Origin of the sequence: Vibrio sp. L3-7 (genome assembly GCF_963898195.1) — a bacterium.
Taxonomy (GTDB): Bacteria; Pseudomonadota; Gammaproteobacteria; order Enterobacterales; family Vibrionaceae; genus Vibrio; species Vibrio echinoideorum.
Genome location: NZ_CAWQUW010000003.1, coordinates 176,990 through 193,770 on the forward strand (window position 1 = coordinate 176,990; position 16,781 = coordinate 193,770).

General features: G+C 44.5%; 13 protein-coding genes. 5 read left to right on the forward strand and 8 right to left on the reverse strand.

What is annotated here, in order from left to right; all coding sequences use genetic code 11:
- Positions 1–82: 82 nt before the first annotated feature.
- From fhuB to AACW75_RS04240, 3 genes are read right to left on the reverse strand one after another with little or no spacing between them, the layout of a single operon-like run.
- Positions 83–2,059, reverse strand: coding sequence for a Fe(3+)-hydroxamate ABC transporter permease FhuB (gene fhuB / locus AACW75_RS04230; RefSeq protein ID WP_145568327.1), 1,977 nt, complete (start codon positions 2,057–2,059; stop codon positions 83–85).
- On the reverse strand, positions 2,056–3,084 hold the full coding sequence (locus AACW75_RS04235; protein ID WP_237297604.1) for an ABC transporter substrate-binding protein: 1,029 nt from the start codon (positions 3,082–3,084) through the stop codon (positions 2,056–2,058). The genes fhuB and AACW75_RS04235 overlap by 4 nt, the downstream gene beginning before the upstream one ends.
- The gene (locus AACW75_RS04240) at positions 3,081–3,860 is read right to left on the reverse strand and encodes an ABC transporter ATP-binding protein (RefSeq protein ID WP_017074992.1); all 780 of its coding nucleotides are present in this window, start codon (positions 3,858–3,860) and stop codon (positions 3,081–3,083) included. The genes AACW75_RS04235 and AACW75_RS04240 overlap by 4 nt, the downstream gene beginning before the upstream one ends.
- Before the next feature lie 241 nt (positions 3,861–4,101).
- On the opposite strand from AACW75_RS04240, the gene AACW75_RS04245 reads away from it, so the two are divergent.
- A complete protein-coding gene (locus AACW75_RS04245) occupies positions 4,102–4,845 on the forward strand; it encodes a 4'-phosphopantetheinyl transferase family protein (RefSeq protein ID WP_145568326.1) in 744 nt (247 codons plus the stop codon).
- 146 nt (positions 4,846–4,991) lie between these two features.
- Here the strand turns inward: AACW75_RS04245 and AACW75_RS04250 are convergent, their stop codons facing one another.
- Both AACW75_RS04250 and AACW75_RS04255 read right to left on the reverse strand, forming a co-directional pair.
- On the reverse strand, positions 4,992–5,441 hold the full coding sequence (locus AACW75_RS04250) for a GNAT family N-acetyltransferase (RefSeq protein ID WP_135458472.1): 450 nt from the start codon (positions 5,439–5,441) through the stop codon (positions 4,992–4,994).
- 32 nt (positions 5,442–5,473) lie between these two features.
- Positions 5,474–6,616, reverse strand: a complete 1,143-nt coding sequence (locus tag AACW75_RS04255) for a PcfJ domain-containing protein (RefSeq protein ID WP_145568325.1) — start codon at positions 6,614–6,616, stop codon at positions 5,474–5,476.
- A 243-nt stretch (positions 6,617–6,859) separates the two neighbouring features.
- On the opposite strand from AACW75_RS04255, the gene AACW75_RS04260 reads away from it, so the two are divergent.
- The 4 genes from AACW75_RS04260 to AACW75_RS04275 all read left to right on the forward strand — a co-directional run bounded on the left by AACW75_RS04260 (position 6,860) and on the right by AACW75_RS04275 (position 11,234).
- Positions 6,860–7,282, forward strand: coding sequence for a universal stress protein (locus AACW75_RS04260; protein WP_017074996.1), 423 nt, complete (start codon positions 6,860–6,862; stop codon positions 7,280–7,282).
- 240 nt (positions 7,283–7,522) lie between these two features.
- Positions 7,523–8,938, forward strand: coding sequence for a DASH family cryptochrome (locus tag AACW75_RS04265; protein ID WP_145568324.1), 1,416 nt, complete (start codon positions 7,523–7,525; stop codon positions 8,936–8,938).
- The gene (locus AACW75_RS04270; RefSeq protein ID WP_237297605.1) at positions 8,935–10,494 is read left to right on the forward strand and encodes a cryptochrome/photolyase family protein; all 1,560 of its coding nucleotides are present in this window, start codon (positions 8,935–8,937) and stop codon (positions 10,492–10,494) included. Before AACW75_RS04265 ends, AACW75_RS04270 begins: the two co-directional genes overlap by 4 nt.
- Positions 10,494–11,234 (forward strand): SDR family oxidoreductase, encoded by a 741-nt coding sequence (locus AACW75_RS04275; RefSeq protein ID WP_145568322.1) that lies wholly within the window; start codon positions 10,494–10,496, stop codon positions 11,232–11,234. The genes AACW75_RS04270 and AACW75_RS04275 overlap by 1 nt, the downstream gene beginning before the upstream one ends.
- A gap of 297 nt (positions 11,235–11,531) precedes the next feature.
- On the opposite strand, the gene AACW75_RS04280 is transcribed toward AACW75_RS04275, so the two are convergent.
- The 3 genes from AACW75_RS04280 to AACW75_RS04290 all read right to left on the reverse strand — a co-directional run bounded on the left by AACW75_RS04280 (position 11,532) and on the right by AACW75_RS04290 (position 16,779).
- Entirely contained in the window at positions 11,532–12,419 is an 888-nt protein-coding gene (locus tag AACW75_RS04280) for a PA4780 family RIO1-like protein kinase (RefSeq protein ID WP_017075000.1), read from the reverse strand.
- Positions 12,420–12,715: 296 nt separating this feature from the next.
- The gene (locus tag AACW75_RS04285; protein WP_102551758.1) at positions 12,716–12,850 is read right to left on the reverse strand and encodes a DUF2256 domain-containing protein; all 135 of its coding nucleotides are present in this window, start codon (positions 12,848–12,850) and stop codon (positions 12,716–12,718) included.
- 206 nt (positions 12,851–13,056) lie between these two features.
- The gene (locus AACW75_RS04290; protein ID WP_145568321.1) at positions 13,057–16,779 is read right to left on the reverse strand and encodes an SbcC/MukB-like Walker B domain-containing protein; all 3,723 of its coding nucleotides are present in this window, start codon (positions 16,777–16,779) and stop codon (positions 13,057–13,059) included.
- Between the last annotated feature and the right edge of the window lie 2 nt (positions 16,780–16,781).

Here is a 16,781-nt window from a genome sequence, read left to right on the forward strand (position 1 = left end):
TGTTATTTTTGTTTCTGTCTTTAGCTCTAGAACGCAAGACTCGCTAGCTATCAGTCACCTGATGTCATCACAAGCTAATAGTCTAAAGCCTTCTCAAACCCCACATCAGGTACATGCCGCCAATGATCGAAGCAACCAGCCCTGCCGGAATCTCTTGTGGATAGAGCCACTGCCTACCAAGCCAATCCGAGAACAACATCAGCGCCATACCAATTAACGAAGAACAGATCAGATGCTCTTTCGCTCGACTGTAACCAAACAACCTCGCCATATGGGGGGCCATCAATCCAATAAAGCTCAATGGACCAACCACTAACGTCGCACTAACGGTTAAACACGCCACTAGCACCAATAGTAGAATTCGAGATCGAGAGACATTTAAGCCAAGAGATTGCGCACTCGCCTGCCCTAGCGGTAACACATCTAACCAACGAGCACACAGAAAACCCAGTGAGATAAATACAACTGAAGATATAAATAACGGAACAAGCGTTGCTTCGGTAACGTAATACGTGGAGCCTGCCAACCAAGCCAGAACTTGATAACTTCTTGGATCGCCGCCTGCCAACACAAAGCTTTGCACCGCGTTCATCAATGCCGTTATCGCAACGCCTGTCAGCAACACTCTTTCAGGTTGAAAGCCTGATTTTTGGTTGAGAACGACAATGATACCCAATGTACAGACCGCACCAATAAATCCGCCGGTATAAAGCCCAACCACATTGCTTCCGAAACCCGCAAAAATGGCGATGATCAAACCTAATGCAGTACCCGAGCTGATACCAATCACTTCCGGGCTCGCCATCGGGTTGCCACTCAATCTTTGAACAATAGTTCCTGCTACCGCTAACATACCACCGGCCAATGCCGCCGCTGTTAATCGAGGTAAACGCCATTCGAGCAACGCCCAATCTTGGGTTTGCAATAACCAACGCCAGCCTTCGGTTTGTACCGAAAACAAGCTGAACACGATGAGCGACAAAACAATAAAGAAACTAGCGAGCGTCACAGAGTGTTTATTTAGGCGTGATGCAACTTCGTTATGACGCGTTAAAACAGTTTGCGTTTGTGATTGGCTCTTCATCGACAACTTAGGCAATAGCCATAAAAGAAGCGGAGCACCCAAAGCTGCGGTTGCTGCACCCGTAGGCACAAACATCGACATCATTCCCGGCAATTGTTGTATCAGCAGATCGGTAAGGGTCAGTAACAAACCACCTAACACCATAGAAACCAATAACTTCGGCACTAAACGATGAACACCCATCAAGCGCGTCAAAGCTGGCGCGGCTAAGCCAACAAAACCAATCACGCCAACCGCACTCACGACCCAAGCCGTCAGTAATACTGCCAACCCTAAACAAACCACTCGTAACTTAGGTAACGACACCCCTAAGCTTTTTGCGCCCTGCTCTGATAGCTGAAGCAAGCTCAGTGGTTTTACAAACAAGAATGCAATACAGGTAGCGATAGCTAAACGTGGCGCAAGATACTGGACGTCTTCCCAGCCAGTTTGAACAAGCGAGCCTGCGCCCCAAATCATCAAACCATTCAACTTGTCTTGATTCATCATCAACAAGACAGTACTCACAGCGCCGAAATAGAGATTCACGACCAAGCCGGACACAATCACCACAGTTGGAGACAGCGCTCTGCGCCACGACAGCACAAACACCAAGCCAATCGTAGTAACACCACCTACTAACGCCACCAAAGAGTATGACCACTCTAATAACCAAGGTGCGTAAAGCGTTGCTAGCATCAGCGCAAAGCTAGAACCGCTCGCGACACCCAATGTAGAAGGTGAAGCCAATGGGTTTCTTAACACTTGTTGCATTAAGACACCTGCGATCGCCAATGCAGCACCAGAGAGTAATGTGGTGAATAATCTCGGCCACCACGCTAAATGCAATTTCACCGAATCCGGAGAAGTGAAATCAGCAATCCAAAGACTAGCAAGGTGTCCGAGCCCAACTTGGGAGACAGCCAAATGCTGACCTATCAAAGTTAGCGTTGAAACCAATAACAGAGCTAATACACCGAACGTTAGCACTCTCATAACGTAGATCCTCCATTCAGCTCAGAAGCAATGAACTTTGCAAAACGTGTCGCTGAAGGAATCGCGCCAAAGCTCCAGACAGCAGGAACTTGGAGTGCGGGATAGCCTGACTCTTTCACTATGTATTGCCAAAACTGATTCGTTTTAAGGTGTTCTTCGGTTCCTGCTGGCATTGGAGAAATAATCACTATCTGCCCATTAACACCAATGAGCTGATCGACGCCAACTAAACTGTATCCCCACGAATTGGTTTTCCCTTTCCATGCTGACTCAAGGCCAATCTTATTGACCGAGGCTTTGTAAAGGCTGTTGTCACCAAAAACACGCACGTGGTTTGTATCCATAAATTGCACCATCAACAACGCGGGCGCATCATTTGGCAATTGAGATCCTAAACGATCCATTACAGCATTCGCTTCCTCAATCAAAACTTCAGCTTGAGGTTGCTTTTCAGAGACCTCTGCTAGCTTTCGAGTAACCGTTTCTAATGCCGACCAATCGACATCACCACTTCGGTACAAACCAATGGTCGTGACAGGGGCAATTTTGCTAAGTTGAGTCTCCAGCGTTGAAAACATTGGAGAGAGTAATATTTTGTCGGGTTTGAGCTCATGAATACGTTCAAGGTTGGGTTGCGTTCGTAAGCCGACATCCGCGACCGTTGGGGGAATTTCAGGAGACTTCACCCAAGAATTGTAATCGGCTATTTGCGCTACTGCGACAGGGACAACACCCAGCGCCAATAGGGTTTCCGTATGCGTCCAATCGATGGATACTAAGCGAGGTGTAGCACCCTCATTTACTGTTGGCGCCTCTTGTTCTACCAGCGAGCCTTGTTTTACGGATGATACTGGTTTATTTGATGACACAGATTTAACTGACGATACTGGCTTAATTAGGGCTTCCTGTTGAGCAACAGATAGCGGAGAAGCAACCAATAAGCCCAATATGACGATAGTAAAGATAATCGGACGCACGATCTGCAAGTGACGTACGTTTAATGGAAGAGAGTAGCTGGACATCATGCTGGCTCCAAATCACCAGGCATCGCAACTGGGTAACCGGCTGAATGCTGAGTAATGTGCATCGGCACCCCATAGATATCTCTCAGTACCGACTCTTGAAAGACCTCATCAACCTCACCTTCAATCAGTAATTCCCCACTATGTAGGGCAATGATATGGTCGCAGAAACGTGCTGCCATGTTGATGTCGTGAATTACGATGATCACACCAATCTCTAACGTTTCGCTCAGTCGTTTAATCAGCGTTAGCATTTCAATCTGATGACCGATATCGAGCGCTGCTAGAGGCTCATCGAGCAAAAGGTATTTGGTGCGCTGTGCTAGTAACATCGCTAACCAGACTCTCTGACGTTCTCCGCCAGACAAGGTATCAACCAAACGGTCTGAATATTTGGTGGTATCAGTCAGCTGCATCGCCTCTTGAACATATTGCTTGTCTTTACTTGAGAGTCGACCCAACAATCCGTGCCAAGGGTAACGACCAAAACTGACTAAGTCTTCACCAGACAAACTGTCGGTTGCCGGCAAGTGTTGAGGTAAATATGCAATCTGCTGAGCGAAGTCTTTGTCTGACCATTTAGTGATGATTTTATCTTTGAGAAAGATATCACCTGATGTTGCACTTTGTTGCTTGGCTAACAACTTCAATAAGGTCGATTTCCCCGAACCATTGTGCCCAACCAAAGCGTAAATCTTTCCTTGTTCAAAAGACACATTGAACGCCTTAAGCAGTTGCTTATCCCCTACGCTAAAACCGAGTCCCTTTGCTTCGAGCATACCTTCAACCTTAAAACACATCATTCACTAAACATTTAATGAAATATGAACATATTCATAAAATCATTAACAGACACGCTTTTATACACTCGCAAAAAATCAAATGCAAACGATTTTCATTTAGATTAAACTATATGCCATACGAGCTTTTTCCCTATAATTTAAAGGGTTAGCGAAGTAAGCTCGGTAACAACACGACACAATTCCACTTTCACTTTGTTATAAATGGGTTAATCGCTTTATGAGTCAGATGTTCATCCCTATGTCGAAACCCACCCAATTTTTTGACAACGAACTGAGAGCTCACCTGCCCTCATTAGGTGTACGGTTTAATATCAACATCACATCATTCGATCACAAAACCTTTGATTCCAGTTGGTTCAAACACACCAACATCCACCAGCCCATTAAAATCAGTCGGTCAGTAAAAACCAGACAAGCTGAATACTTTGCGGGGCGTTATCTCGCGGCAGTAAAGCTCAAGACTTTAAATAAAGAAGATCACCAACTGACGAGTTACCCTGACCGAAGCCCGGCTTGGCCAAGTGAAACCATTGGATCGATTTCTCATGCTGAAGGAGTGCTCGCGATTGTCGTAGAGACAAGCTTACAGAACAATAAAGAGAATATTGGAATAGACATCCAACCTAAGATCTCGCGTGTTGTCGCTGAAGAAATTGGCAGTATTGTCGCGACACCTGAAGAGGTTGATGTCGCACTTAAACAAGGTTGGAGCCTGGAAGACGCGATAGCGCTGTTGTTCTCGACCAAAGAGTCGATTTACAAAGCGCTAATGGTTTTTTCAGAAACCACTTTGGATTTCAAATCCGTTAGGCTTTGCGCTATCGACAAAGCATCAATGCAATTTGAATTGAGTTCTGAGGTGACGTTGAAGCAAGGGGGGCTGCATTCACTCTGTTGCGACTACCAATATTTGGAATCACACCAAGTGTATCTTACAGCGTGTTACTGTTTCCTCGAATGATTTAATGATGACGAGGATGGTAGAGCTAAGAGCTCAGGCCTTTAGCTTCTTACGTTGTTAACTTGTCAGGCTCTATAGGCTCACCTTCCCATAAGCTTATAAACCCATAAGTTAATAAGTTCATAAGATAAACTAAGCTAATCAGCTCAAGAACTCAGTGCAATGCTCATCACTTCATGGTTTGGCTCTGACTCGATATCGACAACAGACCACCCGAGCCCCTGGTAAAGCGCCTTGACGTTGGTATACACATAGAGGTGACTTTGAGTCGTAGCCGACACCTGCTTAACACCACGATTGATCAACTCGCTTGCAATGCCTTGACCACGCCACAGTGAATTGACATAAACAGCGTTAATCCAAATCGCATCATTCACTTGATGAGGCTCTTGAAAGTGGGAATAAGCCAAACCGCCTATCACCACATTGTCTCTCAATACCACGATCACCGGCGGTAATTGAGCGATTTCAGAATCGGTATTACTAGAAACAGAAACGTTAAATTTAAAATCCGACCATTCACTTTGGAATAGTTTTTCGAGGTATCCCCAGTAAGATGAATGCTCGTCGCATTGCCTGAATATCACTCTTTGCATTTAACTCTCTCCGTGAGCAAGTATGTTTTTAATTAGAGGGACTCTAATCTCTGATTCAACTGTAGCTTGCAGGCTTCTAACCAGTCATGAATGACTTGGCGAGCAGGCTCGGATGGTGGTGCATTTCGTTTCCCGCATATCTGGTCGATTTCAAACGGAAATGCTTTGCTCGGAACACGGCGTAAACCTATGGTTAATCGTTGAGGTTTGAGCATGCGGAATACCACATAACGATCGCTCATGATTCGGTTGTGATACACACCAATACAGTGCTTCTGCTCAATGCCTTCGCGTTCCAAATCGTAATAATCAGTGAGGGGGTGAATATTATCATTACCCAACAAAGGAACAGGATAAGGTATGTCCCTATCCACGGGGCGGTTCCCTTCTAAACGGCGTAACTGACGCTGCTCCGTCCAACGGTCATGAAGCTGCTCAAACATGGCGAATGAACTCTGACTGGTGATAAAACGCAATGGGTCATCAATCTCTAAATCTTGCCCTAACAATATCGCGTCTTGGAACATTGCCATTTTCGATGGTGCATTGAGCCTTCCCTCTTTAACCATGGCGATACCCAATCGGCTACCGGTTAGAAACGGATGAACCTGATCCAACCTTAAGGCGGTGTAACCCACTTTGGAATAATGCTTAAACTTAAGTACACGCCTTTGCAGCCGCTCAAGAATACGCACAATATGGTCAAGCTCATCACCCACGTCATAGTTAAGCTCTAACTTATCGATGAATTTGAGAGTAGCCTTGCTGCTGTCCAAGCCCAACATTTCGAGGATCTTCTTTTGCCCTAAACGACTCAGCGCCAATGCTTTTTGGTTATCGACGCTGTATTTCATACAAATCAACGCCAAGATGACCGGGCGCAACTCCAACAATTGTGCCGCCTCATAGGTGTTCGCAGCCAACCACAGCATTTGATATTGGTACTCTGGAAAGTCGTCTGTGATCTCACGATAACGAGCCGGCAATGAGTTTAACCAGCGACCATCAACATCAAACTGCTCGACAAGATTTAAGCTTAAGCCAATGCCACCATCAAGCGGTCGTCTACCATCTTCAAACACATGAAAGCCGATGAGCTTTTGCGACCAATCACTGATCTCAATATCGTAATCAAAGCCTAATGTGCGAGTGGGAATGGTAAGTAATGCTGTCATTGATGCCTCTTTGTTAATGGCGCGCCGGACTGTCGAGCTTATCTAATAGCCAAAGCAGTAAAGATCGACCTCAGGTTACTATAACAACCTTTTGTAAATTTCTTATCAATCAAAGCGATATAAATACGATAGCGCTTAGAAGATCTTTGAATGACGTTTTTGCGCAATATGCGACATCTTCGATATCATTTGCGCCAACAAAAACTATGCTTGTTACATAACTTACAACAAGAGGCTTTAATTATGGAATACCGACATATTCTGGTCGCCGTTGAAATGTCTGACGACACTAAGATTCTTATTGATCGAGCGACCTTCTTTGCAGACAAACTAGAGGCTGGGATTTCGTTTGTTTATATCGACGGTACACATGGAGAGATTTATCCAGAACTCGTTGATATTCAGGGAAATGAAGGCGATCTACCGATCAATGAAGATGCCATTAAGCATTTGAAAGAGTTTGAGGCCTACGCCAAACACCCAATCAAGCATATTTTCGTGGGAACTGGCGATTTGAATGACAAGCTCAAAAACACCATTGAAGCAAACAGCGTAGACCTATTGTTATGTGGTCACCACCATGATTTTTGGCATAAGATCATTTCCCATTCAAAACAGATCATAGATACATCTCCAGTCGATATTCTAATCGTTCCAATGGATTAGATTCTGCTAGTCGAAACTTAATAACAACCCACATTGCCAACCTCTATCGGTATCATTGGTTGGCTTGTACGCTCATTTTATTATTGGCGTATTCGCTCTTTCGCTTATGTACTCATTAACCTCGTTCTAGTTCTCACTTTCACTCTCCCACTACTATCATTGACGCTCAACATTCTTTTGTGATCTTAACGCCTGATCAACTCGTAAGCGTCTAATAATTAACAAAACAGAGCGTAAGCAATGAAGAAGATTGGCCTCTATCTTTTCACCAACGATTTAAGAATCGAAGATAACGCGTTGCTTCATAAAGCGTCACAATTCGTTAATCAACTGACATGCGTTGTGATTGAGCCGCATCTGTCCGCATTCTCTAGAGAATTTGCGAAAGAGCATCAATATGGGGCCCACCGAGCAAAATTCATTTCTCAGTCTATTATTGATTTGGAAAGCCGCTTGGCTAACCTAGGGCACAAGCTGGTTGTTCTGCGATCTTCAGCATTAACTGATGAGGAAATTAGTAGAGAGGTCACACTGAGTGGGATCATCAAATCACAGCACGTCACACACTTGTTTGTGAGTAATCATTGTGGGTTCGATGAACGTAAGCTTGTGCAATCTACACACGTTAGCTTCCCAAATCTAATTGTATACCAGCAGCATCATTCGACCTTGTTTGAACTGGAACAGCTCCCCTTTGAGTTATCTAAGTTACCCCGTTCGTTCACGAAGTTTAGACAGCTGGTCGAGCATTTACCTATTGATACGCAAAGCCCGATTATCACCAAACTACCACCAACGCCCGAAGCTTTGTCACAGTATCACTCAATACAACAAACTGACCGAAAGCTCGAAGAGAGCAGCTTAAATGTGAGCAACACAAACGGAAGCAGTTTAAACAACAATAACTTCAAAGGCGGAGAACAAGCAGGCCTAGCGCATTTACACGACTACTTTTCACATTCCTACGCTCATCAATATAAACAGACCCGAAACGCGTTCGATGGCAAAGAAAATTCAACCAAGTTCTCACCATGGTTAGCACTCGGCTGTGTTTCACCTAAAACGATTTACCGAAGTCTTGTTCAATTTGAAGCGAAACATGGTTCAAATGACTCAACTTATTGGATTTTTTTTGAACTGCTGTGGCGTGAGTATTTCTATTGGAAGTGCTTATCTATAGGGCCATCCCTATTTCAAAACGGCACAGACAACCAAAACATCGATTCGGGCCTGGCAACCAACACGACTCAACAAAACTTCGCTAATTGGAAATGCGGCAATACGGGCTATCCGATTGTCGATGCTTGCATGCGCCAACTCAATGCAACGGGATATATGTCTAACCGTGGCCGACAATTGACAGCGAGTTGTTTGATCTACGAATTAGGGGTGGATTGGCGAAACGGCGCCGCTTATTTCGAAAGCCAGCTAGTCGATTATGACGTGGCATCGAACTGGGGTAATTGGGCGTATATCGCTGGGGACCTCAATCAACCAGTCCACAGCGATCAAAGTAAAAACCAATCACAGCCTAAATCACGCCACTTTGATTTAGCAAAGCAGACAGAGATGTACGATCCAGACCACGCCTTTATTAATCAATGGAAAGAGACGGACCAGCATACAATCTCCGCCTCTAAGCAGGACAAGCTATGAAATTCAAAACTGTACGCCTTATTTTGGGTGACCAACTCAACATTGAACACTCTTGGTTTCAGCAAGTCGACGACAGTGTGATTTATCTGATCGCTGAGCTCAAACAAGAAACAGATTATGTCGCGTCTCACATTCAGAAAGTCGCGGCATTTTTCTCTGCCATGTCCTACTTCGCCAAAGAACTCACTCAACAAGGTCATCAGGTACTGCATTTAACATTGGATGACACGGCGCAATTCGAAAACCTAGATGCCCTACTTCAAAACTATGTACACGAGTTCGACGCCGAAAAATTTGAATACCAAAGACCGGATGAATATCGTCTGCTTCAGCAAATGGCGAAACTTAAGCTAACTAATGCTACCAAAGGATGTTGCGATACTGAGCATTTCTTATTTCCGTTTGAGGAAATTGAAGCGCAGTTTCCGAAAGACAAACACATCATGATGGAACACTTTTATCGTCGAATGAGAAAACGTTTCAACATTCTATTGGAAGATGAAAAACCGGTTGGTGGTAAGTGGAACTACGATGCCAACAATCGTAAAAAACTTAAGAAGCAAGACATCGCCAACTTACCGCAGCCTTTGATGTTCGCTAACGATATCTCGCACATTTTGAAGCGCATCGAACGTCATCACGTACAAACCATTGGCGAAGTTGGTGAGCAACTCTTATGGCCAGTAAACCGAGCTCAAAGCTTGTCTCTACTCGCTCATTTTTGCCAAGTTTGCTTGCCACTGTTTGGTCAATTTCAAGATGCAATGACTACAGAACACTATTCAAAGTGGAGCTTGTATCATTGTCGCCTCTCTTTTTCTTTGAACAGCAAGCTGCTTAGCCCTCGCGAAGTCATTGATGCGGCACTCTCGGCTTTTGAAGCGTCAAAAGCTCAAGATAAACCAAGCATCGATATCGCTCAGGTCGAAGGTTTCGTGCGCCAAATACTTGGTTGGCGTGAGTACATTCGAGGCGTGTATTGGGCCAACATGCCCGCTTATGCCAATAAAAACCATTATTCAGCCGACCGACAATTACCTGATTACTTTTGGGATGGTCAAACCAAGATGAATTGCATGAAGCACGCGATTGGTCAATCTCTTGAGTTTGCTTATGCACATCACATTCAGAGGCTGATGATCACTGGCAACTTCTGCTTGATAACTGGCATAGCACCTGACCAAGTCGACAGTTGGTACCTTGGCATTTACGTAGATGCGATTGAATGGGTCGAAATGCCAAATACGCGAGGTATGGCACTGTTTGCGGATGGCGGCATCGTAGGAACCAAACCATACTCTGCCAGCGGTTCGTACATCAACCGTATGAGTGATTACTGTAAAGGATGCCACTATCAGATAAAAGAGCGCAGCGGTGAATCTTCTTGCCCATTCAATAGCTTGTATTGGCGCTTTATGAATCAACATCGCGATGCGTTAAACCGTAATCCGCGCATGGGCATGTTATATCGCTCTTGGGACAACATGGATGAGCAAGACCAACAAGCAATTCTCGATACTGCAGAACAGCGACTGACTAACTTGGAGAACTTATAATGGTGGAACAACTCAGATTACAAATATTAGTCATTGGTGGCAGCGGCGGGATTGGTTTCGCAGTGGTTCAACACCTATTGTCTGAGCTGTCTCATTTCGATTTTCTCGATGTTCAGGTTAATGCAACTTACCACTCGCAATGCCCCACTCTTGAAAACAACCGACTTCACTGGCATCAACTCGATGCAACCAACGAAACAGAAGTTGCACAACTAAGCGCAAGGTTCAATAAACTTGATTGGTTAATCAACTGCGTAGGAATGCTTCACACGCCAAATCTTGGGCCTGAAAAGAACTTGTCGTCTATCGACCCAGAATTTTTTCTGAAAAACATCTCGGTTAATACGCTACCAAGCTTACTGTTGGCTAAACATTTCACGCCTATTCTAAAATCCAGTGACAATCCAAAGTTCGCGGTCGTCTCAGCTAAGGTCGGCAGTATTTCAGACAACAAATTAGGCGGTTGGTACAGCTATAGGTCATCAAAAGCCGCGTTAAACATGTTTATAAAAACCATGTCGATTGAATGGCAACGGACTATCAAGAAAGGAACCGTGTTAGCACTGCACCCAGGTACAACCGATACCGCGTTGTCAAAGCCATTTCAAACGAATGTGCCTGAAGGAAAACTGTTTGAATCGAGCTACGTCGCCCACCAACTGGTCGACATAATCAGCAGTGCAGCACCGGAAAACAGTGGTAACTTTTACTCATACGATGGTGAGCAATTGACTTGGTGATAAGTACTACCGATCGTGGTAAATAATTCCTGACCATAGATTGTTAAAAAATCCGATAACCTCGTTTGAATTTTTGATTCTAGAATCATTACTTATCGAAAAAAACAGCTTCATTCTCTAGCTTTTTCTAAGCTATCTTTGTTAAATCACTTACTGTGATTGGTATAAAAACAGAAAACCCAACAGAGTTGTGGCTCTATTGGGTTTAGTCGTCTGGAAGAAGCAGTTCGTTACAGGTAACGTTGTCTTATCAAAAAAGGCATAGCTTAGGTTTAGCTTTGATTTAATTAGTCTTTACTAAGACTCAGACCAATTAAACTTGCTGTCGTCGACACCTTCTTTTTCTTCTTTAACACGTTCGCGACGGTGTTGTTCTTCAACTCTTGCCGCATCTATCTCTTGCATGATGGCTTCGATATCCGCTAATTCGTCGGTTTCTGTAAACTCACCGGTTAGCTTAGTATCTGGCTTAAGGTCGCCCTTCTCGTACAGAGCCCATATTTCCTTAGCATACTCTGTCGTTGATAACTCTGGTGCAAACTGAGCGTAGTAATCACGGATATTATTAACGTCACGAGTCAGCATCCACTCTGCATTATTATTGGCAGATGCATCAACCGCTTGCGGTAAATCGATGATCACTGGACCATATTCATCCACAAGCACGTTGAACTCAGACAAATCGCCATGAATCAAACCAACACACAGCATTTTGACCACATAGGTCATCATCACTTGGTGATCTTCAATCGCTTGTTCAGCAGGCATTACGACATCGTTTAATCTTGGCGCGACATAACCGTCATCATCAGTGACTAGCTCCATAAGAAGCACGCCGTCAAAACAGCCAAAAGGTTGTGGTACACGAACGCCTGCCTCTGCGAGTTTATACAAGGCATCAACTTCGGCATTTTGCCATACTTTTTCTTGTTGCTCACGACCGAAACCTGAGCCCTTTTCCATGGCTCTAGCTCGGCGGCTATTACGGACTTTGCGCCCTTCTCGATATGCTGTCGCTTTCTTGAAGCTACGTTGGCTTATTTCTTTATAAACCTTGGCACAACGGATCGTATCGCCGCAGCGTACTATGTACACTGACGCTTCTTTGCCACTCATAAGTTGGCTTGTCACCTCGTCGACTAAACCATCGTCAACTAAAGGCTGTATTCTTTTTGGTATCTTCATGCCGCCTTTATACAGCAGTTATCTTACAGATAGAAATATTAACTCAATAAATGAAGAAGTGATTATCAATTGGTTCTCAAAACGTAGAAAAACAACACTGATTGGCTCTTAAAACGGCAATTTGGCGTTAGTTTCACTTAACACGTAGGGTTGGCTTATTTGGAAGTAAATCGGGTCAAACGTAGGTAGTCTTGAAGACAAACGGGGGTAGATATTGCTATGCGTCGAGGAAATTTGACCTTTATCTAGCTTGCTTAAAAATTCAGGCCGCTTAGCTTGGAAATGGTTGTGTTTGATTAGGATTTGTTACGACGACACCGTTCTGAACAGTAAATGACATGTTCCCAACAACGCTCCCACTTCTTGCGCCATGCGAATGGTTTTTGGCAGATTGGACATGTCTTGGTTGGTAAATACGATTTTTTGTGCAAGGCCGTTTCCTTTCGATGAGTTCACTTCCACTTTCTATGTTTACTCGAGGTTCCCTATTAAGCTCGTACCTCGCTCTAGGGAATGACTGCTGTGTGATTGATAACAGCCCCCCGACTCCGTCATCCTCGAAAAGGAAGAAAGGCTGAATCGGAGAACTGCTTTATCTGTCTAAATGTCTGTATTTACACTTTTAGCAATAGCCTAACTAAACAACCACCTTGTATTGCGCTTCCATTTCACTAAAGCCAAGGCCAGAGTGTTTAGTCACCTTAAGTTGCACAGGCACGCGCTCTTTCAGTGCTTCCACGTGGCTTATTACACCAATCATCTTGCCTGAAGCGTTCAAGTTATCTAAAGCGTTCAAAGCAATATCCAAGGTATCACTATCCAGCGTTCCGAAGCCTTCGTCGAGGAACAGTGAATCAATACTGGTTTTGTGGCTTACAAGATCAGATAGTGCTAATGCTAGTGCCAAACTCACCAAGAAGCTTTCACCACCCGAGAGCGTTTTGGTATCTCGCATCACATCGCCTTGCCAAGTATCCAGCACTTGCAGCTCTAAACCGTCATCAGCCTTACGTTTCAATTCATAACGACCGTGCAGGCGTTGTAGCTGTTTATTGGCTAAGTACACCAAGTTCTCAAGTGTTAAGCCCTGAGCGAACTTACGGAATTTATCGCCATTTCTTGAGCCAATCAAAGAGTTCAAACGTGAGATGTCATCAAACTCCAATTGCTGTTTTTCTATCTGTTTGAACAAGTCTTGTTGGTTGCTGCGATTCTGACGGTCGGTCTCTAGGTTCGCAGAAATTGCACCTATTTGAGTAGCATGTTGTTGCTGTTCATTTTGACATTGAGCCGTCGCTAGCTCTACTTCACTTTGCGGTAAGGCGCTCCATGTTTCGGCTTTCTCGTGAGCTTGCAGTTCAGCTCTATTCGCTTTAGCACTGTTCAATCTCGCCTTTGCGCTTACGCTTGCTTCTTCAAGTGTCTTCTTCAAGCTTTGCAACTGCACGGTAAGCGCTTCATCAAGCAATGACGACTCGAACTCGGCATCAGTTGCGAAAGGACTCGACGCTAATGCCTGTTCCCACAATTGCTTCACTTCGATTTGTGCTTGCTGTTTAGCTATCAGTTCTTCGGTGTAACTGATGTGCTTAGTCTGTTCAGAGCGATGATCGAGTTCACAACGGTTGAACGCCACTTGAGATGCGTTAAGGTTAGTGACAGCGTCATTCAGATTTTGCTTCATCGCTTGAATCGCTGACTGGACATTGTTATCACCAAACAACTGCTTTCTTGATTCAGTGATCGTCACTAGCTCTTTAGTTAACGCCTCGGTCTCTTGGTTTGAGTTAGCAATATCTTTGGTTAGCGATTCCAATTTTTCATCGGACGATTTCATTTCAGCGAGCTTAGTGATCAGCTGTTTCTCAAAGTCATCGTGTTGTTGCTTGGTGGTTTGCCAAAGGTTCGAGGCTTCCTGTTTTTGAGTAAACCAAGCATCTATATTTTCTAGTTCTGGCGCTTCAATCGAGGTTTCAACAATACTCTCTTTGAGCTTCGTCCATTGCTCTGACTTGGATTGAGCGCAGTTTTCAGCCTGCCCATTCAGGCCTTGGAATTGCGTTGTCAAATCCGTGAGTCGTTGCTGTGCTAGCTCCAAGTTCGCCGATGCTTTATCGACAATCATGCTTACAGTTGCACGTTGCTTTTCAGCTTCGAGATACGCATTGCTCGCTTCAGCCATTACACGCAGCTGACGAATGACGTCGTTGAGTTGTTGTTCACAAGATTCAGCAAACAGGCTGATCGTTTGGCTATCACCTAGAGTCTCAATAAACGGTAACGTGATATTTAACGAACCGCCTTGAGACATAAAGTTCGCATGGGCTTGCTCAAGTTTACTTAGAGTATTCACCCAATTTGATTGGGTTTGTTCAACGTCAGCTTGTGCACGTTGAAGCTCGTCTTTAAGCCCGTTGATGATTGGCGCAAGAGAATCCAACTGCTGACGATGTTCTGTACCGTCTTTTTGAATCACCGCGAGCTCATGTTCTTCACGTTCTTTTTGCGAAATCAAATCCGTCAGATCTTGTGACTGTTCAATTGCATGATTAGCTGAGCCACACAACGGACACTCCATCCCCGGCTTCAGCGCAGCACGATATTTTGCTAGCTCACCTTCTTGATCAATTAAGCGAGTTAAGCGTTCGAGTGATGTTTTGTTGTTTTGGTAACGCTCAACCAGCACTTCACGCTCTTTGGTCAGTGTATCTGACAGCTGAACCTTGGTAACAAGCTCTGCATTTTTAACTTCAATACGTTGAGTAGCTTGTAGATAGCCTCGATTAATATCAACCAATGTATTGGTATGACGGCTCCAATACTCGAGCAGATCTTTGTTCGCATTCAATAACACTTCACTGCTTTGCTGTTGCAACGATTCCAACTGAAGCTTGGCATGATTCTCGACAACAACAAGCTCAGCTAATGTTTTGTCTTGGGCAAGTTTCGACTCATTAGAGGTTCGTACTAACGTTTGTTGTGCGTCTAACGCTTTATTCGCGCGTTGAACACCACTGAGTAATTCGCGGTGTTGGTTTTCAAGTGTCCGAACTTGGTCAACCTTAGCCTGCCATTGACCTAGGTATTTTTCGAGTTGCTTGTCAGCTTGATGAGCCTCCAAATACTGAGCACTGATCTTTTCTTTCTGTTGCACTGATGCAATAGCTTCACTCAATACGGAATGTTTGTGGCGCTGTTCAACACCTTGTTCGTTTAGTGTTTTTGTGTTTTTCTCAGCCGCAGCCAGTTTGTCTTTGAGTACCGAGATTTGGTTATCGAGTGGTCGAACTTGCTCAATGATCTTTTCTTGATCTTGCTGTTCTTGTTTTACTTGCTCAACCAGTGCGCTTTGCGTTTTGAGCTTGTCGCTCGCAGCTGATTTCTCTGCATCTCGCTCTGCTAATCTTTTCGTGCTGCCTTCAAGGTTAGCTTGAGTCGCTGTTACGTCTTGGTCGCTGCGTTGCACATCTTTATACAGTGGGCGCAATTTTTCTGCAGGCTCGCTTTTAGCTAAGCGATCCAGTGAGGGTTGGTTTTCAGAAAGGTTATCTTGCGCCTGTTGTAAGTCTTGTTCGCCATTCGAGATAGCAAGGTCGGCTTTGGTGACATCTCTCCACCAGCTTAAATGCGCGTTCCATTCAACCAGTTGTTGAGCCAAGACAGTTTGATCGGCTTCTAACTGCCCACGCTCAGTCGTCAGCGCTTGAATCTGCTCTTCTGATAACAAGCTAACACCTTCAGCCTTAGCTTTTAGGTGATTAAGAGACTCTTCGCTCGATTTGAAGTGATCATAAATACGCTCTGAAATCAGGCTGTAGACTTCTGTGCCGGTTAACTCTTCAAGGAGTTCTGCTCGGTCATTTGCATTGGCATTTAGGAACGCCGCAAACTCACCTTGTGAAAGCATGATCGATTTAGTGAAGCGAGAAAAGTCCAAACCCGTTACGGTTTCAACCATCTTAATTTTCTTAGTCAGCTGCGTTTCTAAAACCGCATCGCTGTCTGCATCTGCAAACTCACAAGTTGGCGTTTGCAGCGCGCCATCGTGCTTACCACGAGCTCTTTTATGATGGAAGTTTGAACGGTAAGTTTTCCCTTTTACTTCAAATTCAATCTCAGCAAAACATTCGCCAGTACCGCGCGTCATCAGCTCATTGGTGCCTTTGGCGATGCTTCTTAATCGTGGTGTACGATGAAACAGTGCCAAACAAATCGCATCAAGAATCGTCGTCTTACCTGCCCCGGTAGGGCCCGTGATTGCAAACAAGCCGTTTTCGGCAAAAGGTGACTGTGTGAAATCGAGCTTCCAACGACCTTTCAAAGAGTTTAAGTTTTCAAATTCTAAGCTTAAGATTTTCATTC

Bases quoted from the DNA above. Each gene is read 5' to 3' on its own strand.
- fhuB (WP_145568327.1), bottom strand. From the start codon at position 2,059: ATGAGAGTGCTAACGTTCGGTGTATTAGCTCTGTTATTGGTTTCAACG.
- AACW75_RS04235 (WP_237297604.1), bottom strand. From the start codon at position 3,084: ATGATGTCCAGCTACTCTCTTCCATTAAACGTACGTCACTTGCAGATC.
- AACW75_RS04240 (WP_017074992.1), bottom strand. From the start codon at position 3,860: ATGCTCGAAGCAAAGGGACTCGGTTTTAGCGTAGGGGATAAGCAACTG.
- AACW75_RS04245 (WP_145568326.1), top strand. From the start codon at position 4,102: ATGAGTCAGATGTTCATCCCTATGTCGAAACCCACCCAATTTTTTGAC.
- AACW75_RS04250 (WP_135458472.1), bottom strand. From the start codon at position 5,441: ATGCAAAGAGTGATATTCAGGCAATGCGACGAGCATTCATCTTACTGG.
- AACW75_RS04255 (WP_145568325.1), bottom strand. From the start codon at position 6,616: ATGACAGCATTACTTACCATTCCCACTCGCACATTAGGCTTTGATTAC.
- AACW75_RS04260 (WP_017074996.1), top strand. From the start codon at position 6,860: ATGGAATACCGACATATTCTGGTCGCCGTTGAAATGTCTGACGACACT.
- AACW75_RS04265 (WP_145568324.1), top strand. From the start codon at position 7,523: ATGAAGAAGATTGGCCTCTATCTTTTCACCAACGATTTAAGAATCGAA.
- AACW75_RS04270 (WP_237297605.1), top strand. From the start codon at position 8,935: ATGAAATTCAAAACTGTACGCCTTATTTTGGGTGACCAACTCAACATT.
- AACW75_RS04275 (WP_145568322.1), top strand. From the start codon at position 10,494: ATGGTGGAACAACTCAGATTACAAATATTAGTCATTGGTGGCAGCGGC.
- AACW75_RS04280 (WP_017075000.1), bottom strand. From the start codon at position 12,419: ATGAAGATACCAAAAAGAATACAGCCTTTAGTTGACGATGGTTTAGTC.
- AACW75_RS04290 (WP_145568321.1), bottom strand. From the start codon at position 16,779: ATGAAAATCTTAAGCTTAGAATTTGAAAACTTAAACTCTTTGAAAGGT.